The sequence below is a fragment of the Enterobacter sp. K510 genome (assembly GCF_055804875.1).
The window spans coordinates 12,700-36,416 of sequence record NZ_JBNRLQ010000007.1 but is presented as its reverse complement, the minus strand read 5'-3'; the positions used below and the strand labels follow the sequence as shown (position 1 = coordinate 36,416).

Here is a 23,717-nt window from a genome sequence, read left to right as displayed (position 1 = left end):
TTTCGCGCATCAGTGCTGTAGCACGACGGACTTAAGGTCGAATGTCAAGCAATTCTGTTGCCAGATTGACGAAAGCGCACACTCTACCTGATAAAATTCGTTACGCAACTTTATTAGCATGCAAAAGCAAATCACGCCAGCCAGTCCCCGGTGTGAAAACCATTTTAAAAACAGGGAAAATTTGCGCCTGGCCCACCGGCAGACGTAGAATAAATGCCTTGTCAGAGGAGCAGACTATGCACGAGAACATTCAACCTATCGATCGCCAGTCACTATTAGCTGAAGCTAACCGAATCATCCGCGAGCATGACGATTTTATTCAGGGCATCGAAGCGACGGATGTCACTGAACGCAACGGCGTGCTGGTGTTCAGCGGCGACTATTTCCTGGATGAGCAAGGCCTGCCGACGTCGAAAAGTACGGCGGTGTTTAATATGTTCAAACATCTGGCCCATGTGTTGTCCGAAAAGTATACCCTTGCGGACTGACGGCAATAAAAAAGCGAGGTGATTCACCTCGCTTTTTGTTTTACAGCAACGGTTTTTCACCGCGCTGCCACCAGCGCAGCAGCAGCCGGTCAGCGGCTTCCGCCGCACTGCCGGTAAAGCGGTCCATCAGCTTTTTACGCTGGGCGTAACGGACGCCGATCACCTCGCGCTCTTTAATCAGCCCCAGCAGCAGATCGTCGCTGGTGCCTACTTCATCCACCAGCCCTTTTTCCAGCGCCTGTACGCCATACCAGTGCTCGCCAGTGGCGACCTGGTCAATGTCCAGCGACGGACGCATCTGCTTCACATATTCTTTAAACAGATCGTGCGTCTCGTTCAGGCTCTCACGGAACTTCTGCCGCCCTTCTTCGGTGTTTTCACCCAGCAGCGTCAACGTACGCTTGTACTGACCGGCGGTGTGTAGCTCGATGTCGATGTCTTTGCTTTTCAGGAAGCGGTTAAAGTTCGGGATTTGCGCCACCACGCCGATAGAGCCGACGATGGCGAAAGGCGCGGCCACGATCTTATCTGCCACGCAGGCCATCATATAGCCGCCGCTGGCCGCCACTTTATCCACCGCCACCGTTAAGGGGATGTTTTTGTCGCGCAGGCGCTGGAGCTGGGAAGACGCCAGCCCGTAGCCATGCACCACGCCGCCGGGACTTTCCAGACGCAGCAACACCTGGTCTTCCGGCCCTGCGATGGTGATCACCGCGGTGATCTCTTCGCGCAGGGAGTTCACTTCGTGGGCATCCATACTGCCTTTGAAATCCAGGACAAAAACCCGGGGCTTCGTGGCCGTGACCGCGGTGCCCTGCTTCGCGCTGGCTTTCGCCGCTTTCGCGTCCTGCTTCGCTTTTTTCTTCTGCGCTTTATGCCACAGCTTTTGCTGGTGATCGTCCAGCAGCGCGACGGAGACCTCCTCCTGCATTTCTTTATATTGCTCGCTCAGCCTGGTGACACGTAATTCACCCCGCTGACGCTTGCGCTGGGCAAGATTTACAATCAGTACCGCCACGACAACAATTGCCAGCACAACAGTGGCAATCTTTGCCAAAAACAACCCATATTCAGACAGTAATTCCACGCGTACCACCTTGGTTAAACCGCATTACGTTCGCATTCAGTGTACATGACAGGTTCCGGCTCGTCTTCTGCCACCGCACAATGTTACGAGGCATCTTCCTGATTTTTTTAGACTCCATGAAAAGGTTGCAAAGTGTTAACCAGCAGGATTGTCTGCCTTTGGCTGATTGAAATACGGGCCGGTTTGAGGCATAAAACCAGCAAGTCAAGACGAAGTCAGCCTGGCGCGCCACGATCGCGACGCCTGAGGAGAGAATGTGTATTACCAGCCACAACGAGATCTACTGCAAAACCGCATCATTCTGGTCACCGGTGCCAGCGCAGGTATTGGCGAAGAAGCCGCGCGTACCTATGCCCGCCACGGTGCCCAGGTGATCCTGCTGGGGCGTAACGACGAAAAGTTGCACCGGGTTGCGCAGGCCGTTGCGGATGAATGCGTGCAGATACCGCGCTGGTTTACGCTGGATATGGAAACCTGCACCCCTGCCGACTGTGAACAGCTCGCGCAGACGCTTGCCGCGCATTATCCGCGGCTGGATGGTGTATTACATAACGCCGGTCTGCTTGGCGATATATGTCCGATGGATCAGCAAAATCCGCAGGTCTGGCAGAAGGTGATGCAGGTCAACGTCAATGCCACCTTTTTCCTCACCCAGGCACTGCTTCCTTTATTACTGAAATCAGAAGCCGGTTCGCTGGTATTTACCTCCTCAAGCGTTGGACGTCAGGGTCGCGCCAACTGGGGCGCCTATGCCGCCTCCAAGTTTGCCACCGAAGGCATGATGCAGGTGCTGGCCGAGGAGTATCAAAGCCGCCATCTGCGGGTGAACTGCATTAATCCGGGCGGTACCCGCACTGTTATGCGCGCCAGCGCCTTCCCGACGGAAGATCCGCAAAAACTGAAAACGCCGGCGGATATTATGCCGCTCTATTTATGGTTAATGGGCGATGACAGCCGTCGCAAAACCGGCCTGAGCTTTGATGCTCAGCCAGGACGTAAACCGGGAATATCGCAATGAGTGAAGATCGTTATCAGCAGCGTCAGCAGCGCGTGAAAGAGAAAGTCGATGCGCGGGTGGCCGCCGCCCAGGACGAGCGCGGCATCCTCATCGTCTTTACCGGCAATGGCAAAGGCAAAACCACTGCCGCCTTCGGCACCGCCACGCGCGCGGTCGGACACGGCAAAAAAGTGGGGGTGATCCAGTTTATCAAAGGTACCTGGCCTAACGGCGAGCGTAATCTGCTTGAGCCGCACGGTGTGGAATTTCAGGTGATGGCCACCGGCTTTACCTGGGACACGCAAAATCGTGAGTCGGACACCGCCGCCTGTACCGCCGTCTGGGAGCATGGCCGCCGGATGCTGGCGGATGTTTCTCTGGATCTGGTGATCCTCGATGAGCTGACCTACATGGTGGCCTATGACTATTTGCCGCTGGAAGAGGTTATCAGCGCCCTGCAAAATCGTCCCCCGCAGCAGACGGTGATTATTACCGGGCGCGGTTGTCATCGTGACATTCTGGAACTGGCGGATACCGTCAGCGAGCTGCGTCCGGTTAAACATGCTTTTGATGCGGGCGTAAAAGCGCAGATGGGAATAGATTATTGAGTGATTTTGCCAGGTGGCGCTACGCTACCTGGCCTGCCAGTCACAGTCCTGACGGCCCGCGCAAGCGAAGCGCCGCCGGGCTTGTGTACAGATTAACCGTTGGTTTTGTTACGAGTGCTTGAGCGGCGACCGGTTGATGCCGGACGCGGATTTGAGGTCTGGCTGTGACGTTTTACCGCACGGCGGATCTGATTCGCTTTCACCCGGCGGCGATCTTTCTCGACGGCCACTTTTGATTCGGTTTCCGGTTTCAGCTCCACCAGCTCACGCAGGTAGTTGGTCTGCGCCAGATCCAGTTCGGTATAACCCCCACGCGGCAGGCCTTTCGGCAGCGGAATATCGCCGTAGCGAACGCGGATCAGGCGGCTGACCTGCACGCCAACGGCTTCCCACAAACGACGCACTTCACGATTGCGCCCTTCGGTTAAGGTAACGTTGTACCACTGGTTGATGCCTTCGCCGCCGCTGAACTTGATGGTTTTGAAGGCGGCCGGGCCGTCTTCCAGCTGGACGCCACGGGCCAGTTCACGCAGCTTGTTATCGTCGACCTGACCGAATACGCGTACGGCGTATTCACGCTCAACTTCGCGGCTCGGGTGCATCAGGCGGTTGGCCAGTTCGCCGTCTGTGGTGAACAGCAGCAGGCCGCAGGTATTGACGTCAAGACGCCCTACGGCGATCCAGCGCGCGCCGCGCAGTTTCGGCAGACGGTCAAATACGGTCGGACGCCCTTCCGGATCGTTGCGCGTACACAGCTCGCCTTCGGGTTTGTAATAGGCCAGCACGCGGCAGATTTGCTCAACGGATTCTTTTACGGAAATCAGATGTCCGTCGATACGGATTTTCAGGCCCGGCTGAACCTCAACGCGATCGCCCAGCTTAGCAATTTTGCCGTCTACGCTGACGCGACCCGCTTCGATAATGGTTTCAATTTCACGGCGTGAGCCGTGGCCGGCACGCGCCAGCACTTTCTGTAGTTTTTCGCTCATGGAGCATCCTTCAGGTGTCGCCTTCACAGGCGTCTGGTATACTTTCAAAAACAACGAGTTATCAATTTCACCCTCGCTGCTATGTAAAATCGCTGGCGTCAAAGAACGCGCCCAATTTCATGTGGCCGCACATATTACACGAATTTATAGATGAATGCTGCAACGCTGCTCGCGAACCGCATTTCCGGAGTCTATAAGGGAGACACGATGAAAAGTTTTACCTCTTCAGTCGCAGGATGTCAGATCCGCTATCACGATTTGCCGGGGCCTGGCGAACCGCTGGTCTTTATTCACGGACTGGGATGTGCCTCGTCCTTTGAATACCCGCGTGTCGTCATGGACCCGGCTTTTTCACCGCGGCGGGTTATTTTGATAGATTTGCCGGGCAGTGGCTACAGTGATAAACCAGCGCATTACAGTTACTCCACCACCGATCAGGCTCAGGCGGTAACTGAATTGCTGACGGACATTGGCCTGATGCAGTTCTGGTTATACGGACACAGCATGGGCGGCAGCATTGCCATTGAAGTGGCCACCGCAATGCAGGCATCACTTCTGGGACTAATTGTATCGGAGCCAAACTTTTATAAAGGTGGCGGCCAATTCAGCCGCGGGATTGCGGCAATCTCACAAGATGAATTTATAGCCGGAGGTTACCAGGGCTTAATTGATAACGAAGAGAGTCCATGGAAAGGTTCTTTGCAGAGCACTCTGCCGCTCGCCGTCTGGCGCGGAGCAACATCACTGGTTGAAGGTATCGAACCTGAATGGTTTTCCCTCTTTACCGCCCTGCCGGTTCGTAAACAGTTACTGTTCGGGGAATGGTCTTTGCCGGATCAGGATTTTGAAGCGGTTAAGTCACAAGGAATAGCGTGCCGGATCATTAATGCCGCAGGCCACTCTATGTCATGGGAAAACCCGACAGGACTGGCGCAGGCATTAAGCGAGTTCTGTACGCTATAAGCCGGGCCACCCGTTGTGGCCCGGCGCATCACTTATAAGAAAGGTTTAACGTCACCGACGCCTTCGCGCAGGATCACCGGCGAATCGTCGGTTAAATCGATAACCGTTGTTGGCTGCTGGCCGAGATAACCGCCATGGATCACTAAGTCGACATGTTTTTCCAGGCGATCTTTGATCTCTTCCGGATCGGATTCGGTAAAATCGCTGCCCGGCAGCATCAGCGAGGTGGAAAGCATTGGCTCATTGAGCGTTTCCAGCAGCGCCAGGGCGATGGGGTTGGATGGCACGCGCAGGCCGATGGTTTTACGTTTTTCCTGCAACAGGCGGCGCGGCACTTCTTTCGTGCCCTTCAGAATGAAAGTGTAGTTGCCGGGCGTGTTGTTTTTGATCAGCCGGAACGCCACGTTATCCACATAAGCGTAGGTCGACAGCTCCGACAGATCGCGGCACATCAGGGTAAAGTTGTGGCCGTCCGGCAGCTGTCGGATGCGGCAAATGCGCTCCATGGCGCCTTTGTCTTCCAGTTTACACCCCAGCGCATAGCCGGAATCGGTTGGATAAACAATCACCCCGCCTTTGCGCACAATTTCCACGGCCTGATTAATCAGCCGCGCCTGCGGGTTGTCCGGGTGAATATAGAAAAACTGACTCATACTGCCCTCTCATTGGTGTTCTGTGGCTGCTCCCACGACGTCCACACCCCTTCCACGCCTGCGGGTAACCAAAGCCTACGCCCCAGTTCGATCCACGGGCAGGGCTGATGGAAATCCGAGCCCTGCGAAGCCAGTAAACCAAACTGTTGCGCATAAGCTGCAAGCTGGGTGCGCTCGTTAGGCGCCTGCTGACATTGCGATACTTCCATGGCGTCGCCGCCCTGTTCGGCGAAGTGCGCCAGCAGTCTTTTCAGCCATTTAGCGCTCAAATCATACCGCCCCGGATGGGCGATAACCGCTTTGCCGCCAGAATGATGAATGACATCAATAGCTTGTTTTATTGTACACCACTGTGGCGGAACGTAGCCGGTTTTCCCCCGCGCGAGGTATTTTTTAAATACATCCGCCACGTTATTGGCTTTGCCGCTGGCGACCAGAAAACGCGCGAAGTGCCCACGGGTCACGGCACCGCCCTGCGCCAGGGCCTGCGCTCCTTCCAGTGCGCCGGGAATATGCGCTTTTTCAAGCCGTTCGGCGATAAGCTGCGCCCGCTGCTGGCGTCGCGCCTTTTGTTCATCCAGCAGTTCACACATTGCCGGATGAGTGCTATCAATATTGAGGCCGACGATATGGATCTCATGGTTTTCCCAGAGGGTGGAGATTTCCACGCCGGGGATGAGCGTTAAAGCCAGGCCCGCGCGTTCAATTTCGGCCTGCGCGGGGGCTATGGCGTCGGTGGTGTCATGATCGGTGATCGCCAGCGTACCGACGCGCATCTCAACCGCGCGGTGCACCAGTTTTTCGGGTGAAAGCAAACCGTCTGAAGCGAGAGTGTGGGAATGAAGATCGTATATCACTGCGTAATTCGTGTCGCTCAAAGCGGCTCCCATGGGGATATAAAAAAGGTGACCGCGCCATCATAACGGTTACCGATGATTTTTGCGAAATCAGGGGTTGACTTTATTTCGCCGAACCAGTTAACTAGTACGCAAGTTCACACGACGAGGTATCTGAAAATGACCGCATTAACAACACGTAACCGCTGGTGGCGCACTCCTGATTACGGGCAGTGAGGTCACGTCTGCGTCACGCAAACAGATACCCCGGCCCGCCTCGTGAGCGGGCTTTTTTATGAACAAAATAACGAGAACGATTATGCAAACGCAAAAACCAGCACTCGAACTTCTTACTGATGATGCAGTGTACCGTGAAAATCCGACGGCGCTGTTTCACCAGATCTGCGGCGCGCGTCCGGCAACGCTACTGCTCGAATCTGCCGACATCGACAGCAAAAATGATTTAAAAAGCCTGCTGCTGGTGGATGCCGCGCTGCGCATTACCGCCCTGGGTGACACTGTCACTATCAATGCTTTCACCGCCAATGGCGCGTCCCTGCTGCCGCTGCTGGACGCGGCGCTGCCCTCCGGCGTGGAAAATATAAAAACGGATAACAGTCGTGTATTGCGCTTCCCGCCGGTTAGCGCGTTGCTGGATGAAGACGCCCGCCTGTGTTCATTGTCGGTATTTGACGCCTTCCGCCTGCTGCAAATGCTGGTCACACTGCCTGCCGATGAGCGTGAAGCGATGTTCTTTGGCGGTCTGTTCGCCTATGACCTGGTGGCAGGTTTTGAAGAATTACCGGCCCTGGCGCAGGATAATAACTGCCCGGATTACTGTTTTTACCTGGCGGAAACGCTGCTGGTGATCGATCACCAGAAGCAGCATACCCGTATCCAGGCAAGCCTCTTTACGCCGCAGCCCGCCGAGCGCGATCGCCTGACGCAACGAATGGCAACGCTGCGCCAGCAGTTGCACGACCTGCCCGTTGCGCTGCCGGTGGAATCCATCGCCTCCATGCGCTGCGACTGTAATCAGAGCGACGAGGAGTACGGCGCGGTAGTGCGCGAAATGCAGAAAGCGATCCGCGCCGGGGAAATTTTCCAGGTGGTGCCGTCCCGCCGCTTCTCCCTGCCCTGCCCGTCACCGCTGGCAGCCTATGATGTGCTGAAGAAAAGCAATCCCAGCCCGTACATGTTCTTTATGCAGGATGCCGATTTCACCCTGTTCGGCGCGTCGCCCGAGAGCTCGCTGAAATATGACGCAAACACCCGCCAGATTGAGATCTACCCCATTGCGGGCACCCGTCCGCGCGGGCGTCGCGCTGATGGCTCGCTGGATCGCGATCTGGACAGCCGTATTGAGCTGGAAATGCGTACCGACCATAAAGAGCTGTCGGAACACCTGATGCTGGTGGATTTAGCGCGTAACGATCTGGCCCGCATCTGTACGCCGGGCAGCCGTTACGTGGCGGATCTGACCAAAGTCGACCGCTACTCCTTTGTGATGCATCTGGTTTCCCGCGTGGTGGGTGAACTGCGCCACGATCTGGATGCGCTGCACGCTTATCGCGCCTGTATGAATATGGGCACCCTGAGCGGCGCGCCAAAAGTTCGCGCCATGCAGCTGATCGCCGGTGCCGAAGGTACCCGTCGCGGCAGCTACGGCGGCGCGGTGGGTTATTTTACCGCCCACGGCGATCTCGACACCTGCATCGTCATTCGTTCCGCCTACGTGGAAAACGGCATCGCCACCGTTCAGGCGGGTGCCGGCGTGGTGCTGGATTCTGTGCCGCAGTCCGAAGCCGATGAAACCCGTAATAAAGCCCGCGCCGTCCTGCGCGCCATTGCCACTGCACACCACGCACAGGAGACGTTCTGATGGCTGATATTCTGCTGCTCGATAATATCGATTCGTTTACTTACAACCTCGCCGATCAGCTGCGCGCCAGCGGGCACAATGTGGTGATTTACCGTAATCATGTCCCGGCGCAGACGCTGATTGACCGTCTGACCACCATGGACAACCCGGTGCTAATGCTATCGCCAGGGCCGGGCGCGCCGTCGGAAGCAGGCTGCATGCCAGAGTTGCTCACCCGTCTGCGCGGCAAACTACCGATCATCGGCATCTGTCTGGGTCATCAGGCGATTGTCGAAGCCTACGGCGGTTACGTCGGCCAGGCAGGTGAGATCCTGCACGGCAAAGCGTCGAGTATTGAACATGACGGCCAGGCGATGTTCGCCGGGCTGAGCAATCCGCTGCCGGTCGCCCGTTACCATTCGCTGGTGGGCAGTAATATTCCGGCGGGTCTGACCATCAACGCCCATTTCAACGGCATGGTGATGGCAGTGCGCCACGATGCGGATCGCGTCTGCGGCTTCCAGTTCCATCCGGAATCGATCCTCACCACCCAGGGCGCGCGTCTGCTGGAGCAGACCCTGGCATGGGCGATGCAAAAACTGGAGCAGACCAACACTCTGCAACCGATCCTCGAAAAACTTTACCAGGCACAGACCCTGAGCCAGCAGGAGAGCCACCAGCTGTTTACTGCGGTAGTGCGCGGCGAGCTGAAGCCAGAGCAACTGGCGGCGGCGCTGGTCAGCATGAAGATCCGCGGCGAACACCCGAATGAGATCGCCGGGGCCGCCACCGCCCTGCTGGAAAATGCCGCGCCCTTCCCGCGCCCGGATTATGCCTTTGCGGATATTGTCGGCACCGGCGGCGACGGCAGCAACAGCATCAATATTTCCACCGCCAGCGCTTTTGTGGCGGCGGCCTGCGGGCTGAAAGTCGCCAAACACGGCAACCGCAGCGTTTCCAGTAAATCGGGCTCTTCCGATCTGCTGGCGGCCTTCGGCATTAATCTGGATATGCAGGCGGAAAAATCCCGCACCGCGCTGGACGAGCTGGGCGTCTGTTTCCTGTTCGCGCCCAAATATCACACCGGTTTTCGTCACGCCATGCCGGTGCGTCAGCAGCTGAAAACCCGCACGCTGTTTAACGTGCTGGGGCCGCTGATCAACCCGGCGCATCCGCCGCTGGCGCTGATTGGCGTCTACAGCCCGGAGCTGGTGTTGCCGATTGCCGAAACGCTGCGCGTGCTGGGCTATCAGCGTGCGGCCGTGGTACACAGCGGCGGCATGGATGAAGTGTCGCTGCATGCGCCGACGGTAGTGGCCGAACTGCATGAAGGGGAAATCAAAAGCTATCAGCTGACCGCCGCCGATTTTGGCCTGACCCCTTACCATCAGGAGCAGCTGGCAGGCGGCACGCCGGAAGAAAACCGTGACATTCTGACGCGCTTATTACAAGGTAAAGGCGAGGCTGCGCATGAAGCTGCCGTGGCCGCTAACGTCGCCATGCTGATGCGTCTGCACGGCGAAGAAGATTTACAGACCAATGCGCAAAAAGTTCTGGATGTGCTGCACAGCGGCGCGGCGTATGACAAAGTCACCGCACTTGCGGCAAGAGGGTAAATGATGGAAACCGTTTTAGCGAAAATCGTCGCAGATAAGGCGATTTGGGTTGAGGCCCGCAAAGCGCAACAGCCGCTTACCAGTTTTCAGAATCAGGTGGTGCCGAGCACACGCCGTTTCTATTCTGCCCTGCAGGGCGCGCGCACGGCGTTTATTCTGGAGTGCAAGAAAGCATCGCCGTCTAAAGGCGTGATCCGCGAAGACTTTGATCCGGCGCAGATCGCCGAGATCTACAAACACCATGCGTCGGCTATTTCGGTGCTGACGGATGAAAAATATTTCCACGGCAACTTCGATTTTCTGCCGGTGGTCAGCGCCATCGCGCCACAGCCGATCCTGTGCAAGGATTTCATTATCGATCCTTACCAGATTTACCTGGCGCGTTTCTACCAGGCGGATGCCTGCCTGCTGATGCTGTCCGTGCTGGATGACGAGCAGTACCGCCAGCTTGCCGCCGTCGCACATAGCCTGGAGATGGGCGTGCTGACGGAAGTCAGTAATGAAGAAGAGCTGGAGCGCGCCATTGCCCTTGAGGCGAAAGTGGTTGGCATTAATAACCGTGACCTGCGCGATCTTTCTATCGATCTGAACCGTACCCGCCAACTGGCGCCGCGCCTGGGCGCAGGCGTCACGGTGATCAGCGAGTCAGGCATTAATACCTATGCGCAGGTGCGTGAGCTGAGTCATTTCGCCAACGGATTCCTGATTGGCTCGGCGCTGATGGAATATCCCGATCTGAATGCCGCCGTGCTGCGCGTGCTGCTCGGCGAAAACAAAGTCTGTGGTTTGACCCGCGCGGAAGACGCGCAGGCCGCTTATCAGGCCGGGGCGGTGTACGGTGGGCTGATTTTTGTCGACACCTCGCCGCGCGCAGTCAGCGATGAACAGGCGCAGGCGGTGATAAGTGCCGCGCCTGGCCTGCGCTACGTCGGCGTGTTCCGCAACGCGCCGGTGGACGATGTGGTTGCACGCGCGCAACGGCTGGGGCTTGCCGCCGTGCAATTACATGGCACGGAAGACCAGCAGTACGTGAATGCATTACGCGCCGCGCTGCCGGCTGATGTGCAGATATGGAAAGCGCTCAGCGTCGCCACCATGCTGCCCGCGCGGGATTATCAGCACGTGGATAAATATCTGTTCGATAACGGTCAGGGCGGTAGCGGGGAGCGATTTGACTGGTCGCTGCTGGCGGGACAACGCCTCGACAACGTGCTGCTCGCAGGCGGACTTGGTGCCGATAACTGCGTGGAAGCCGCCAGGGCCGGTTGTGCCGGTCTCGATTTTAATTCAGGCGTAGAGCGTGAACCGGGTATTAAAGATGCCGACAAACTGGCCTCGGTTTTCCGCACGCTCAGAGCATATTAAGGAAGCAAGCATGACAACATTACTGAATCCCTATTTCGGCGAGTTTGGCGGTATGTACGTGCCGCAGATCCTGATGCCCGCCCTGCGTCAGCTTGAAGAAGCTTTTGTAAACGCGCAAAAAGATCCTGAATTCCAGGCGCAGTTCACTGACCTGCTGAAAAACTATGCCGGTCGTCCGACGGCGCTGACGAAATGCCAGAACCTGACGGCGGGCACCAAAACCACGCTGTACCTCAAGCGCGAGGATTTGCTGCACGGCGGCGCGCACAAAACTAACCAGGTGCTGGGTCAGGCGCTGCTGGCGAAGAAAATGGGTAAAACGGAAATCATCGCCGAAACCGGTGCGGGTCAGCATGGTGTGGCGTCAGCGCTGGCCTCGGCGCTGCTCGGCCTGAAATGCCGCATTTATATGGGCGCAAAAGACGTGGAGCGCCAGTCGCCGAACGTCTTCCGTATGCGTCTGATGGGCGCAGAAGTAATCCCGGTGTACAGCGGCTCGGCCACGCTGAAAGATGCCTGTAACGAGGCGCTGCGTGACTGGTCCGGCAGCTACGATACTGCGCACTATATGCTGGGTACTGCCGCGGGTCCGCACCCCTTCCCGACCATCGTGCGTGAATTCCAGCGCATGATCGGCGAAGAGACCAAAGCACAGATCCTCGAAAAAGAGGGGCGTCTGCCGGATGCGGTGATCGCCTGCGTCGGCGGCGGTTCTAACGCTATCGGCATGTTTGCTGACTTTATCGAAGAGACCGGCGTCGGGCTGATTGGCGTTGAGCCTGCCGGACACGGTATTGAATCCGGCGAGCACGGCGCGCCGCTTAAGCATGGCCGCGTGGGGATTTACTTCGGTATGAAGTCGCCAATGATGCAGACGGAAGATGGTCAGATTGAAGAGTCCTACTCCATTTCTGCCGGTCTGGATTTCCCGTCCGTCGGCCCGCAGCACGCGCATCTTAACAGCATCGGGCGTGCGGATTATGTGTCCATCACCGATGACGAAGCGCTGGACGCGTTCAAGCTGCTGTGCCGCAGTGAAGGCATTATTCCGGCGCTGGAATCCTCCCACGCGCTGGCCCATGCGCTGAAAATGATGCGCGAAAACCCGGAAAAAGAGCAGCTGCTGGTGGTTAACCTGTCCGGCCGCGGCGATAAAGACATCTTTACGGTTCACGATATTCTGAAAGCGCGAGGGGAAATGTAATGGAACGCTATGAAAACCTGTTTAAACGCCTGAAGGATCGCAAGGAAGGCGCGTTTGTCCCCTTCGTGACGCTGGGGGATCCCACCCCTGAGCAGTCGCTGAAAATCATCGACACGCTGATTGAAGCGGGTGCCGATGCGCTGGAGCTGGGTATTCCCTTTTCCGATCCGCTGGCGGATGGCCCGACCATTCAGAACGCGACCCTGCGCGCCTTTGCCGCAGGTGTCACCCCGGCGCAGTGCTTTGAAATTCTCACTACCGTGCGCCAGAAATATCCGGATATGCCCATTGGCCTGCTGATGTACGCCAACCTGGTATTCAGCCGCGGCATTGATGAGTTTTATGCCCAGTGTGAAAAGGCCGGTGTCGATTCCGTGCTGGTGGCGGATGTGCCGGTGGAGGAGTCAGCCCCGTTCCGTCAGGCGGCGCTGCGTCACAATGTCGCACCGATTTTTATCTGCCCGCCGAACGCTGATGACGATCTTTTGCGCCAGATCGCCTCTTATGGCCGCGGCTATACCTATTTACTGTCACGCGCCGGGGTGACCGGATCCGAGAACGGCACCGCGCTGCCGCTGAATCATCTGGTGGATAAACTGCGTGAATATAATGCCGCACCGGCATTGCAGGGATTTGGTATTTCGGCCCCGGCTCAGGTGACTGCCGCGCTGGGCGCGGGTGCTGCCGGGGCGATCTCCGGCTCCGCCATCGTCAAAATTATCGAGAAGAATCTTGATAACTCCACCGCAATGCTGGCGGAGCTGAAAGCTTTTGTTCAGGGCCTGAAAGCCGCGACCCTGCCGCAATAACCTCGTCTGCCGCCTGAATGATAATCGGGCGGCATATTCCTGTCAGAATCGATAACCCGCGCCAAACATAAATACCCAGGGATCAAGACGGGTATGCACGCTCTGCTGCTCGCCACCGGCTTTAAAACGCACATCGGTATCAATATCCATATACCAGACGGACATATTCAACAGCCAGTCACGGTTGATGAGATAATCCAGCCCCACCTGCCCCGCCAGCCCCCAGGAATCTTTCAGGCTCAGGTCAGACAGCCCCGCTTCTTTACCGGTATCGTTAAATTTTTCATCAAAGAACGTGGTGTAGTTGACGCCCGCGCCGATATAGGGACGCGCTTTGCTGCCCGCATCGCCAAAATACCACTGCGCCATCAGGGTCGGCGGTAAATGATGAACGGTTGCCAGGTCGCCGGTCGGACCGGTACCGACTTTGTGACGAAACGGCGTGGCAGCCAGCAATTCAACGCCAACATTGTCCGTTGCCATATAAGTGAAGGTCAGGCCCAGCTGGGTGTTGTTATCGACGTTAAACCCGCCAAGGCTGCCCAGCACGTTATCCGAGCCTTCAGTCGGGCGCACGGTAGCGGAACCGGCACGGACAAAGAATTCGCCTGCTTCATGGGCATACACGTTTTGGGAAAGACCTGCCAGTACCAGCGCTGCCACAGCTAACTTTTTCATCTCCACTCCTTTGATGTGGTTTTATTTGCGCGGTGAATATACCTACATCGAAGTAGAAAGTGATCTGCCACAGATCACATTTAAACCAATAATTTAACCTTTGTTGATCTGGATTAATTTTACCGCCCATTCCGATAAAACCGCGTTTACCGGTCTGCATCAATTTTTAATTTTTGTGCGTAACGGGCAGCCATTACCCTCGCTTTACAAAGATATGCTTTTCCATACCACCCTTGATGCTGCCACTTGCGGGTCAACCAGGGTACAATCGGCAGCTGAATAAACACCTGCTTAACTCAAGGAGAGGGCATGTCTATCACGGCGAAGTCCGTTTACCGTGACACGGGAAATTTTTTTCGTAATCAGTTCGTTACTATTCTGCTGATCGCGTTGTTATGTGCATTTATCACGGTGATGCTTGGTCATGTTTTTTCGCCCAGTGAGGAACAACTGTCGATTTTAAGCGAAGGCGATAATCTGTCCGGTAGCGTTGGTCTGATGGAGCTGGTGCAGAATATGACGCCGGAGCAACAGCAGGTTTTGCTGCGCGCGTCGGCGGCGTCCACCTTCTCCGGGCTGATTGGTAACGCCATTCTGGCCGGTGGCGTACTGCTGATGATCCAGCTTATCTCCGCCGGGCAACGCGTTAGCGCCCTGCGGGCGATTGGCGCCAGCGCGCCTGTGCTGCCGAAGCTGTTTGCGCTGATTTTCATCACCACCCTGCTGGTGCAGGTGGGCATTATGATGATCGTCGTGCCCGGCGTGCTGCTGGCCATCGTGCTGGCCTTTGCACCCGTCATGCTGGTACAGGAAAAAATGGGTATCTTTACCGCGCTGCGCGCCAGTATGCGCATGGCCTGGGCGAATATGCGACTGGTGGCACCCGCCATTATCGGCTGGCTGCTGGCAAAAACAGTGCTGCTGATGTTTGCCTCCAGCTTTGCCGCCCTGACGCCGAACGTGGGCGCGGTGGTAGCTAATACGGTGAGCAATTTAATCTCTGCCGTACTGCTGATTTATCTTTTCCGCCTTTATATGCTGATCCGTCCTTAACATTCACCCGTCGGCTTCCACGTCGACGGGTATTACTATCGGAATTAAAGAATGAAGCAGTTTCTTGATTTTCTGCCGCTGATTGTCTTTTTCGCCTTCTATAAGCTGTATGACATTTATGCCGGGACGGCTGCGCTGATCGTCGCCACCGCCGTGGTGCTGATTTACAGCTGGGTGCGTTATCGCAAAGTGGAAAAAATGGCGCTGATCACCTTTGTGCTGGTGGCGGTATTTGGCGGCTTAACGCTGTTCTTCCATAACGATGAATTTATCAAATGGAAGGTAACGGTGATTTACGCCCTGTTCGCCGGTGCGCTGTTATTCAGCCAGTGGGTGATGAAAAAGCCGCTGATCCAGCGCATGCTGGGCAAAGAGCTCACCCTGCCGCAGCACGTCTGGTCGAAACTGAATATCGCCTGGGCGGTGTTCTTTATTCTCTGCGGGCTGGCGAACATCTATATCGCCTTCTGGCTGCCGCAAAATATCTGGGTTAATTTTAAAGTGTTTGGCCTGTCGGCCTTAACGCTGATTTTTACGCTGCTGAGCGGGATTTATATTTACCGCCATATGCCTGCTGAAGATAAATCCTGAAGCGTACAGACTGAGATAATAATGACGACAACAAATGAGGCTCCGCAGGGAGAACTGGTATTACGCACGCTGGCGATGCCCGCGGATACCAATGCCAATGGCGATATTTTTGGCGGCTGGCTGATGTCGCAGATGGACATGGGCGGCGCAATTATGGCGAAAGAGATCGCCCATGGCCGCGTGGTGACGGTGCGCGTCGACGGCATGACCTTTCTGCGCCCGGTGGCCGTGGGTGATGTGGTGTGCTGCTATGCCCGCTGCATTAAGCGCGGCAATACCTCTGTGACCATCAATGTGGAAGTATGGGTGAAGAAAGTCTCATCCGAACCCATTGGCCAGCGCTATAAGGCCACCGAAGCGCTCTTTATCTATGTGGCCGTGGACAGCGAAGGTAAACCCCGCGCCCTGCCGCCACAGTCCTGAATCGCAGACAATAAAAAAGCCTCTGTACAGAGGCTTTTTTTTGGCCCGGCGGCCCGTCAGTCCATCGAGGCCCCGCCGTTCAGGCGGAAGACGATGTTAACGGTTATGCCATTACCCGGTTTGCCCGGCTCATAACGCCATTTACGCATCGCGGTTTTCACTTCCCGCTCGAACATATTACGCGGCGTGGCGTCCAGGATCTGGACATTCTCCACGCGTCCGTCGGAAGTCACATCAAACTTAACCCGCACACGGCCTTCGATGCGCAGCGCCTGCGCGCGCGCCGGATACTGCGGCTCACCACGGCTCAATGCGCGCGGACCGGCCGGTGTGTTATTCACCGGTCGGCTTTGCGCCGGTGCCGGGTTGGTCACGGTACGCGGCGCTAAGCTCTGTGCTGGCGCGCTCGGACGCGGTTCCACCGGGCGCATATCACGCTTCGGCTGCTCAACGCGTTTTTCCGGTTTTGGCTTCGGCTTCGGTTTGGGTTTCGGCTTTGGCTTCGGTTTTTCGATCACCACCGGCGCTTCTTTTGGCGGCTCCGGAACGGGTTCCGGCTCAGGCTCTGGTTCCGGTTCAACCACCGGTTCCGGCGGCGGTGACACCTGTGGCGGCTCCAGCTCAGCGGGGGTGACCATGGTGACGGAGATAGGCTGCGAGGGCGCAGGCAGTTCAATAACCTGTTTTACGGAACTATAAAGCACCACGGCCACCACGGCGGCGTGTACACCAACAGACAGTAGCGTCGGCCAGGCAATGCGGCGAGGCGTATCAAAGGTCATTGAAGTCATAATCGTATCAGTTAAAAAACCAGGTCTCGATTTTAAATGCAAATAGCAATCATATTCAATAAGCCATCTCATCTATCGCGCATTTAGTCCGTCCATTCGCTGTAAATAGCGCATGTAAATCAAGGTTATTAACACCCCGGCTAACTTTGCGTTGCAGTCCTGAATACTTTGACTTAACGTAACCCGCGACTTTACCCATTAAGGAGTTTGCCCGTGCTTTATGTGATTTACGCTGAAGATAATGCTGATTCGCTCGAAAAACGCATGTCAGTGCGTCCGGCACACCTTGCCCGTTTGCAGTTGCTGCGTGATGAGGGTCGTCTGCTGACCGCGGGGCCGATGCCTGCGGTGGACAGTAACGATCCGGGCCCGGCGGGCTTTACCGGCTCAACCGTCATTGCGGAATTCCCATCGCTGGAAGAGGCGACAGCCTGGGCTGATGCCGATCCGTATGTGGCGGCAGGCGTCTATCAGAAGGTGTCAGTGAAACCGTTCCGCAAAGTATTTTAAGGCGCGAAACAGTGGGCACCGGCTGGCGGTGCCCTGGGGATCAGAATTCCTGAAACGCAAACAGCAGCGAATTACGGTGATGGTTGAGTAAACATTTTCTGATCGAGTGGATGCGCATATTTCGACGTGACTGCCCTTCCAGCCAGCGCGCCTTACGGCGGCTCGCCTGGCGAACCATACGCCAGCGCCCTACTTCCGGTCTACTACGCTTCATGATGACAACTCTTTAATAACGAAGCCCGCATTATAGACCCTTGCACGGGCCATACCAGCGCTTTTGTCGGTGGTTTTTATTTGCCAGTTGAATGCTTACGCGTAAACTCAGGGGATTACGCATTCAAAAGGATTTTTTATGACAACCTTCTACACGCTGGTGAGTTGGCTGGTCATTTTGGGATACTGGCTCCTGATTGCAGGTGTAACGTTACGCATCCTGATGAAACGCCGCGTCGTCACCTCCGCCATGGCCTGGCTTCTGGTCATCTATATTCTGCCGCTGGTGGGCATTATTGCGTATCTCTCCTTTGGCGAGCTGCATCTGGGCAAACGACGCGCCGAACGCGCCCGGGCAATGTGGCCCTCCACCGCCAAATGGTTAAACGATCTCAAAGCCTGCAAGCATATCTTCGCCGAAGAAAACAGCGACGTTGCCGCGTCGCTGTTTAAGCTGTGCGAACGGCGTCAGGGCATCGCCGGGGTGAAAGGCAACCAGCTACAGCTGCTCACCTCTTCTGATGATGTGATGCAGGCGCTGATCCGGGATATTCAGCTGGCGCGCCATAATATCGAGATGGTGTTCTATATCTGGCAGCCCGGCGGCATGGCGGATCAGGTTGCTGAATCGCTGATGGCCGCCGCCCGTCGCGGTGTGCATTGCCGCCTGATGCTGGATTCAGCGGGCAGCGTGAATTATTTCCGCAGCCCGTGGGTTAATATGATGCGCAACGCGGGCATCGAGGTCGTTGAGTCGCTAAAAGTGAATCTGATGCGTGTCTTTTTGCGCCGCATGGATTTACGTCAGCACCGTAAAATGGTGATGATCGACAACTATATCGCCTACACCGGCAGCATGAACATGGTTGACCCGCGCTTCTTTAAACAGGATGCGGGCGTCGGCCAGTGGGTGGATTTAATGGCGCGCATGGAAGGCCCGGTGTCCACCGCAATGGGCATTGTCTATTCCTGCGACTGGGAAATCGAAACCGGTAAACGCATCCTCCCGCCCCCGCCGGACGCCAATATTATGCCGTTTGAGCAGGCCAGCGGGCATACCATTCACACCATCGCTTCCGGGCCCGGTTTTCCGGAGGATTTGATCCATCAGGCGCTGCTGACCGCAGTCTATTCAGCGCGTGAATATTTGATTATGACCACGCCCTATTTCGTGCCGAGCGACGATCTGCTGCATGCCATCTGTACGGCGGCGCATCGTGGCGTTGACGTGAGCATTATCCTGCCGCGTAAAAACGACTCGGTACTGGTGGGCTGGGCGAGTCGCGCGTTCTTTTCGGAACTGCTCGCCGCCGGGGTGAAAATCTATCAGTTTGAAGGCGGCCTGCTGCATACCAAGAGCGTGCTGGTGGATGGCGAACTGAGCCTGGTGGGTACGGTCAATCTGGATATGCGCAGCTTGTGGCTCAACTTTGAGATCACGCTGGTGATCGACGACGCCGGATTCGGCGCCGATCTGGCGGCGGTACAGGACGATTATATTTCGCGTTCACGGATGCTGGATGCCAGACTGTGGGTTAAACGCCCGCTGTGGCAACGGATCACTGAGCGACTGTTTTACTTCTTCAGCCCGTTGCTGTAAAACGTGCCCAACAGTGGTTAACCAGGTAGTCATCATGGAAATGGATCTGAACAATCGTCTGACTGAAGACGAAACGCTTGAGCAGGCTTACGACATTTTTCTCGAACTGGCGGTCGATAACCTCGATCCGGCAGATGTGATCCTTTTTAATTTACAATTTGAAGAGCGCGGCGGTGCCGAACTGTTCGATCCGGCAGAAGACTGGCAGGAACATGTCGATTATGATCTGAACCCGGACTTCTTCTCGGAAGTGGTGATTGGTCTGGCGGATACCGACGGCGGCGAGCTGAACGATATTTTCGCCCGCGTGCTGCTGTGCCGGGAAAAAAATCACAAGCTTTGCCATATTCTGTGGCGTGAATAATCCATGCATCAATGTAAAAAGGGCTGACGAATGTCAGCCCTTTTTTATTGCGTCTGTGCCGGGTGGCGGCGCTTACCCGGCCTGCACTGAACCTGTAGGCCCGGCAAGCCTGCGCCGCCGGGCAAGGTTTCAGGTTACAGCGGATCAACCTTCAGGCAGGACACCGCGTGCTGGAAACTGCCTTCCAGCACCGGACGGGTTTTCGCGCATTCCGGGCCGGCAATCGGACAGCGGGTGCGGAAAACGCAGCCCGACGGCGGATTGATCGGCGACGGCAGCTCCCCTTCCAGCAACTGGATCTGCTTGTTTCGCTCCAGATCCGGATCCGGTACCGGCACCGCTGACATCAGCGCTTTGGTATAGGGGTGCAGCGGATTGTGGTACACCTGATCGTAAGTGCCCAGCTCCACCGCGTGTCCGAGATACATCACCAGCACACGATCGGAGATGTGCTTCACCACCGCCAGGTCATGGGCGATGAAGATCAGCGACAGCCCCATTTCACGCTGTAATTTTTGCAGCAGGTTCACTACCTGCGCCTGGATTGACACGTCCAGCGCCGACACCGGCTCATCGCAAATAATCAGCTTCGGCTCAAGGATCAGCGCGCGGGCGATGCCGATACGCTGACACTGACCGCCGGAAAATTCGTGCGGGTAGCGGTTGATAAGGTTCGGCAACAGGCCGACCTTCAGCATCATCGCTTTCACGCGCTCGCGCACTTCCTGGCGGGAAATTTTCGGCTGATAGGTGCGCAGCGGCTCGGCGATGATTTCGCCGATGGTCATACGCGGGTTCAGCGAGGCCAGCGGATCCTGGAAAATCATCTGGATATCGCTGCGCACATCGCGCCACTCTTCCGGCTTCATCCCCAGCAGATCTTTCCCCAGCCACGCGACTTTACCGTCGGTGGCTTTCACCAGGCCAATAATGGCGCGGGCAAAAGTCGATTTACCGCAGCCGGATTCACCCACCACGCCGAGGGTTTCGCCTTCATACAGACGCAGCGTGACGCCATCAACAGCTTTCAGGGTTTTGGACGGCTGCCAGAACCACTGTTTACCGTCTTTGATGTCGAAGTGCACTTTCAGATCGGCAATTTCCAGCAGGACTTTTCTTTCTTCGGTCAGCGCATTCATACCAGTTCCTCCACCGGCTTAAAGCAGGCACGCAGGCGGCCCGGGGCGAATTCTTCCAGCGGCGGCGCGGTGTGACAAATTTCCATCGCATGCGGGCATCGCGGCTGGAACGGGCAGCCCTTCGGCAGACGCAGCAGGTTCGGCGGGTTGCCCGGAATGGTCAGCAGCGCTTCGCCTTCAGCATTCAGGCGCGGCACGGCGTTGAGCAGGCCAATGGAATACGGGTGCGCCGGCTGATAGAACACATTACGCGCCGAGCCGTACTCCATGGTACGTCCGGCATACATCACCAGCACTTTATCGCAGATACCGGCGACCACGCCGAGGTCGTGGGTGATCATGATAATCGCGGTATTAAATTCGCGTTTCAGCTCGTTGAGCAGGGTCATGATTTGCGCCTGAACGGTCACGTCAAGCGCGGTGGTCGGTTCGTCGGCAATCAGCAGCTTAGGACGGCACAGCAGCGCCATGGCGATCATCACACGCTGGCGCATACCGCCGGAAAACTCATGGGGATACATGCGCATACGCTTACGCGCTTCCGGCATTTTTACCGCATCCAGCATACGCACTGACTCTTCAAAAGCCGCGGCTTTGCCGAGGTTCTTGTGCAACATCAGCACTTCCATTAACTGCTCGCCGACCCGCATATACGGGTTCAGCGACGTCATCGGATCCTGGAAAATCATCGAAATTTGTTCGGCACGCAGCTTATTAAGCGCCTGCTCAGGCAGATTGAGGATCTCGCGGCCATTAAATTTCGCCGATCCGCCGATCACGCCGTTGGAGGCCAGCAGGCCCATCAGCGCAAAGGCGGTCTGGGATTTACCCGAACCCGATTCGCCCACGATACCCAGGGTTTCACCGGCTTTCAGGCTGAAGTTCAGGTCATTTACCGCCGTCACGTCGCCGTCCGGAGTTTTAAACGTCACCCGCAGATCTTTCACATCCAGCAGGATGTCGGAAGTTTGCTGCGCCTGAGACGTCGATACGATTTCAGTCATGCTCATTACAGCGCTCCTTAACGATCTTTCGGGTCGAGGGCATCACGCAGGCCATCGCCGATAAAGTTGAAACAAAACAGGGTTACGACCAGGAATACTGCCGGGAACAGCAGCAGCCAGGGTGAAACTTCCATCGAGTTCGCGCCATCGCTCAGCAGCGCGCCCCAGCTGCTCAGCGGCTCTTGCGTGCCGAGGCCAAGGAAGCTCAGGAAGGATTCAAACAGTATCATGCTGGGTACCAGCAGCGAGGCGTAAACCACCACCACGCCGAGCACGTTTGGCACGATATGACGTACGACGATATTAAAGGTGGAGACTCCGCCAACCTGCGCGGCTTCGATGAACTCTTTACGTTTCAGGCTCAGCGTCTGGCCGCGCACGATACGCGCCATATCCAGCCAGGACACCATGCCGATAGCAACAAAGATCAGCAGAATGTTTTGCCCGAAGAAGGTCACCAGCAGAATAACGAAGAACATGAACGGGAAGGAGTTGAGGATCTCCAGCAGGCGCATCATCACGGAATCCACTTTGCCGCCGAGATAGCCGGAAAGCGAGCCGTATAATGTGCCAAGCACCACCGCCACCAGCGCGGCGGCAATCCCTACCATCAGCGAGATACGCCCGCCGATAGCCACACGCACCAGCAGATCGCGGCCAGAGGAGTCAGTACCAAAGTAGTGACCCGATTCCATATCCGGCGCGCTGGACATCATGCCCCAGTCGGTATCGAAATAACTGAACTGCGACAGCGCCGGGGCCAGCGCCACAAACAGCGCAATCAGCACCAGCACAATCAAACTGGTGACGGCGGCGCGGTTATGCATAAAGCGACGGCGCGCGTCCTGCCACAGGCTGCGCCCTTCGACTTCAAGCTTCTCACTGAAGTTTTCCAGCGCCTCGCTGTTTTTCTTACTTAACATCATGGCGTACTCCAGCGTTAGTAACGGATTTTCGGATCGATAACGGCGTAGAGCACGTCAACAATCGCGTTAAACAGAATGGTTAGGGTTCCGACAAGGATCGTCAGGCTCAGCACCAGCGAATAGTCGCGGTTGAGCGCGCCGTTAACAAACAGCTGGCCGATACCCGGCAGACCGTAAATGGTTTCGATGACCATTGAGCCGGTGATGATGCCGACGAACGCTGGCCCCATGTAAGAGAGCACAGGCAGTAACGCTGGTTTCAGGGCGTGGCGCAGGATAATACGGCGCATCGGCAAGCCTTTCGCCCGCGCGGTACGGATGAAGTTGGAGTGCAGCACTTCAATCATCGATCCGCGGGTGATACGCGCAATACTGGCGATGTAGGCCAGCGATAACGCCACCATCGGCAGGATCATGAATTTCGGCGCGCCGCCGTTCCAGCCACCGGCTGGTAACCATTTCAGCGTGATCGCGAATATTAATACCAGCAACGGGGCTACCACGAAGCTCGGAATAACCACCCCGGTCATGGCAAAGCCCATTACCGTATAATCCCATTTGGTATTTTGTTTGAGTGCCGCGATTACCCCAGCCGCGACGCCAAAAATGACGGCGAGGAGGAAGGCTGCTGCGCCTAATTTCGCAGAGACCGGGAAGCTCGACGCCACCAGATCGTTAACGGAGTAGTCTTTATATTTGAAAGACGGTCCGAAATCCCCCTGCGCCAGCTGTTTCAGATAGCTGAAATACTGCGTCATGATGGGATCGTTTAAATGGTATTTCGCTTCGATATTCGCCATGACTTCCGGCGGCAGCGCGCGCTCGCTGGTAAAGGGACTACCCGGCGCAAGACGCATCATAAAGAAGGAAATAGTGATAAGAATTAAGAGTGTCGGAATTGCTTCCAGACAACGACGTAAAATAAATTTCAACATTGCCCGTACCTTCT

General features: G+C 56.4%; 26 protein-coding genes, 1 pseudogene and 1 other annotated feature. Of the genes and pseudogenes, 16 read left to right on the top strand and 11 right to left on the bottom strand.

Translation table 11 applies throughout. From position 1 onward, the window contains the following. Positions 1–236 precede the first annotated feature (236 nt). Positions 237–488 (top strand): YciN family protein, encoded by a 252-nt coding sequence (locus ACQUTD_RS13395; protein ID WP_072568620.1) that lies wholly within the window; start codon positions 237–239, stop codon positions 486–488. A 40-nt stretch (positions 489–528) separates the two neighbouring features. Here the strand turns inward: ACQUTD_RS13395 and sohB are convergent, their stop codons facing one another. Next, positions 529–1,575, bottom strand: a complete 1,047-nt coding sequence (gene sohB, locus ACQUTD_RS13390) for a protease SohB (RefSeq protein WP_318363661.1) — start codon at positions 1,573–1,575, stop codon at positions 529–531. Positions 1,576–1,831: 256 nt separating this feature from the next. Here sohB and ACQUTD_RS13385 point away from each other — a divergent pair, with 256 nt between their 5' ends. Together ACQUTD_RS13385 and cobO are read left to right on the top strand one after the other, a co-directional pair. After that, positions 1,832–2,593: a YciK family oxidoreductase gene (locus tag ACQUTD_RS13385; RefSeq protein WP_473275993.1), complete on the top strand. Its 762-nt coding sequence runs from the start codon at positions 1,832–1,834 to the stop codon at positions 2,591–2,593. Then, positions 2,590–3,180 (top strand): cob(I)yrinic acid a,c-diamide adenosyltransferase, encoded by a 591-nt coding sequence (cobO, locus tag ACQUTD_RS13380; protein ID WP_318363663.1) that lies wholly within the window; start codon positions 2,590–2,592, stop codon positions 3,178–3,180. Before ACQUTD_RS13385 ends, cobO begins: the two co-directional genes overlap by 4 nt. Positions 3,181–3,272: 92 nt before the next feature. Here cobO and rluB read toward each other — a convergent pair whose 3' ends face one another. Then, entirely contained in the window at positions 3,273–4,169 is an 897-nt protein-coding gene (gene rluB / locus ACQUTD_RS13375; protein ID WP_072568624.1) for a 23S rRNA pseudouridine(2605) synthase RluB, read from the bottom strand. Between the two features lie 207 nt (positions 4,170–4,376). Between rluB and ACQUTD_RS13370 the strand changes: the two genes are divergently transcribed. After that, complete coding sequence (locus ACQUTD_RS13370; protein ID WP_473275996.1) at positions 4,377–5,132, top strand: alpha/beta fold hydrolase; 756 nt, start codon at positions 4,377–4,379, stop codon at positions 5,130–5,132. Between the two features lie 32 nt (positions 5,133–5,164). Here ACQUTD_RS13370 and ACQUTD_RS13365 read toward each other — a convergent pair whose 3' ends face one another. Together ACQUTD_RS13365 and rnm are read right to left on the bottom strand one after the other, a co-directional pair. Beyond that, complete coding sequence (locus ACQUTD_RS13365; protein WP_072568626.1) at positions 5,165–5,785, bottom strand: L-threonylcarbamoyladenylate synthase; 621 nt, start codon at positions 5,783–5,785, stop codon at positions 5,165–5,167. Next, positions 5,782–6,663 carry an RNase RNM gene (gene rnm / locus ACQUTD_RS13360; protein WP_473276000.1) on the bottom strand — a complete coding sequence of 294 codons (882 nt, stop codon included), beginning with the start codon at positions 6,661–6,663 and terminating at the stop codon, positions 5,782–5,784. The genes ACQUTD_RS13365 and rnm overlap by 4 nt, the downstream gene beginning before the upstream one ends. Before the next feature lie 159 nt (positions 6,664–6,822). Beyond that, positions 6,823–6,918: a sequence feature (Trp leader region), on the top strand. Positions 6,919–6,940: 22 nt separating this feature from the next. Between rnm and ACQUTD_RS13355 the strand changes: the two genes are divergently transcribed. From ACQUTD_RS13355 to trpA, 5 genes are read left to right on the top strand one after another with little or no spacing between them, the layout of a single operon-like run. Then, on the top strand, positions 6,941–8,503 hold the full coding sequence (locus ACQUTD_RS13355; protein WP_473276002.1) for an anthranilate synthase component 1: 1,563 nt from the start codon (positions 6,941–6,943) through the stop codon (positions 8,501–8,503). Then, entirely contained in the window at positions 8,503–10,098 is a 1,596-nt protein-coding gene (gene trpD, locus ACQUTD_RS13350; protein WP_473276004.1) for a bifunctional anthranilate synthase glutamate amidotransferase component TrpG/anthranilate phosphoribosyltransferase TrpD, read from the top strand. Before ACQUTD_RS13355 ends, trpD begins: the two co-directional genes overlap by 1 nt. After that, a complete protein-coding gene (trpCF, locus tag ACQUTD_RS13345) occupies positions 10,099–11,463 on the top strand; it encodes a bifunctional indole-3-glycerol-phosphate synthase TrpC/phosphoribosylanthranilate isomerase TrpF (protein ID WP_473276008.1) in 1,365 nt (454 codons plus the stop codon). It abuts the gene before it with no gap. A 10-nt stretch (positions 11,464–11,473) separates the two neighbouring features. Beyond that, complete coding sequence (gene trpB / locus ACQUTD_RS13340) at positions 11,474–12,667, top strand: tryptophan synthase subunit beta (RefSeq protein WP_072568630.1); 1,194 nt, start codon at positions 11,474–11,476, stop codon at positions 12,665–12,667. Next, complete coding sequence (gene trpA / locus ACQUTD_RS13335; RefSeq protein ID WP_318375016.1) at positions 12,667–13,476, top strand: tryptophan synthase subunit alpha; 810 nt, start codon at positions 12,667–12,669, stop codon at positions 13,474–13,476. The genes trpB and trpA overlap by 1 nt, the downstream gene beginning before the upstream one ends. A gap of 42 nt (positions 13,477–13,518) precedes the next feature. Here the strand turns inward: trpA and ompW are convergent, their stop codons facing one another. Then, entirely contained in the window at positions 13,519–14,154 is a 636-nt protein-coding gene (gene ompW / locus ACQUTD_RS13330; RefSeq protein WP_473276012.1) for an outer membrane protein OmpW, read from the bottom strand. 193 nt (positions 14,155–14,347) lie between these two features. On the opposite strand from ompW, the pseudogene ACQUTD_RS13325 reads away from it, so the two are divergent. From ACQUTD_RS13325 to yciA, 4 genes and pseudogenes are all read left to right on the top strand, one after another. Further along, a pseudogene (locus ACQUTD_RS13325) lies at positions 14,348–14,437 on the top strand (YkgJ family cysteine cluster protein); the annotation flags it as partial. 26 nt (positions 14,438–14,463) lie between these two features. Next, positions 14,464–15,207 carry a YciC family protein gene (locus ACQUTD_RS13320; protein WP_473276015.1) on the top strand — a complete coding sequence of 248 codons (744 nt, stop codon included), beginning with the start codon at positions 14,464–14,466 and terminating at the stop codon, positions 15,205–15,207. A 51-nt stretch (positions 15,208–15,258) separates the two neighbouring features. Next, positions 15,259–15,798: a septation protein A gene (locus tag ACQUTD_RS13315; RefSeq protein ID WP_129362684.1), complete on the top strand. Its 540-nt coding sequence runs from the start codon at positions 15,259–15,261 to the stop codon at positions 15,796–15,798. A 21-nt stretch (positions 15,799–15,819) separates the two neighbouring features. Next, positions 15,820–16,221: an acyl-CoA thioester hydrolase YciA gene (gene yciA / locus ACQUTD_RS13310; protein ID WP_473276017.1), complete on the top strand. Its 402-nt coding sequence runs from the start codon at positions 15,820–15,822 to the stop codon at positions 16,219–16,221. Positions 16,222–16,277: 56 nt separating this feature from the next. Here yciA and tonB read toward each other — a convergent pair whose 3' ends face one another. Then, complete coding sequence (gene tonB / locus ACQUTD_RS13305; protein ID WP_473276138.1) at positions 16,278–17,003, bottom strand: TonB system transport protein TonB; 726 nt, start codon at positions 17,001–17,003, stop codon at positions 16,278–16,280. 222 nt (positions 17,004–17,225) lie between these two features. Here tonB and ACQUTD_RS13300 point away from each other — a divergent pair, with 222 nt between their 5' ends. Further along, positions 17,226–17,522, top strand: a complete 297-nt coding sequence (locus ACQUTD_RS13300) for a YciI family protein (protein WP_321987562.1) — start codon at positions 17,226–17,228, stop codon at positions 17,520–17,522. Positions 17,523–17,562: 40 nt separating this feature from the next. Here the strand turns inward: ACQUTD_RS13300 and ACQUTD_RS13295 are convergent, their stop codons facing one another. Then, positions 17,563–17,736 (bottom strand): YciY family protein, encoded by a 174-nt coding sequence (locus ACQUTD_RS13295; RefSeq protein ID WP_088218644.1) that lies wholly within the window; start codon positions 17,734–17,736, stop codon positions 17,563–17,565. 138 nt (positions 17,737–17,874) lie between these two features. Here ACQUTD_RS13295 and cls point away from each other — a divergent pair, with 138 nt between their 5' ends. Further along, positions 17,875–19,335, top strand: a complete 1,461-nt coding sequence (gene cls / locus ACQUTD_RS13290) for a cardiolipin synthase (protein ID WP_072568638.1) — start codon at positions 17,875–17,877, stop codon at positions 19,333–19,335. Between the two features lie 34 nt (positions 19,336–19,369). Next, positions 19,370–19,699: an HI1450 family dsDNA-mimic protein gene (locus ACQUTD_RS13285; RefSeq protein ID WP_473276022.1), complete on the top strand. Its 330-nt coding sequence runs from the start codon at positions 19,370–19,372 to the stop codon at positions 19,697–19,699. A gap of 134 nt (positions 19,700–19,833) precedes the next feature. Here ACQUTD_RS13285 and oppF read toward each other — a convergent pair whose 3' ends face one another. From oppF to oppB, 4 genes are read right to left on the bottom strand one after another with little or no spacing between them, the layout of a single operon-like run. Beyond that, the gene (oppF, locus tag ACQUTD_RS13280; protein WP_072568640.1) at positions 19,834–20,838 is read right to left on the bottom strand and encodes a murein tripeptide/oligopeptide ABC transporter ATP-binding protein OppF; all 1,005 of its coding nucleotides are present in this window, start codon (positions 20,836–20,838) and stop codon (positions 19,834–19,836) included. Then, complete coding sequence (gene oppD, locus ACQUTD_RS13275; RefSeq protein ID WP_072568641.1) at positions 20,835–21,848, bottom strand: ABC transporter ATP-binding protein; 1,014 nt, start codon at positions 21,846–21,848, stop codon at positions 20,835–20,837. The genes oppF and oppD overlap by 4 nt, the downstream gene beginning before the upstream one ends. 11 nt (positions 21,849–21,859) lie before the next feature. Next, positions 21,860–22,768: an oligopeptide ABC transporter permease OppC gene (gene oppC / locus ACQUTD_RS13270; RefSeq protein WP_072568642.1), complete on the bottom strand. Its 909-nt coding sequence runs from the start codon at positions 22,766–22,768 to the stop codon at positions 21,860–21,862. 14 nt (positions 22,769–22,782) lie between these two features. Next, positions 22,783–23,703: an oligopeptide ABC transporter permease OppB gene (oppB, locus tag ACQUTD_RS13265; RefSeq protein WP_072568643.1), complete on the bottom strand. Its 921-nt coding sequence runs from the start codon at positions 23,701–23,703 to the stop codon at positions 22,783–22,785. Positions 23,704–23,717: the final 14 nt, after the last annotated feature.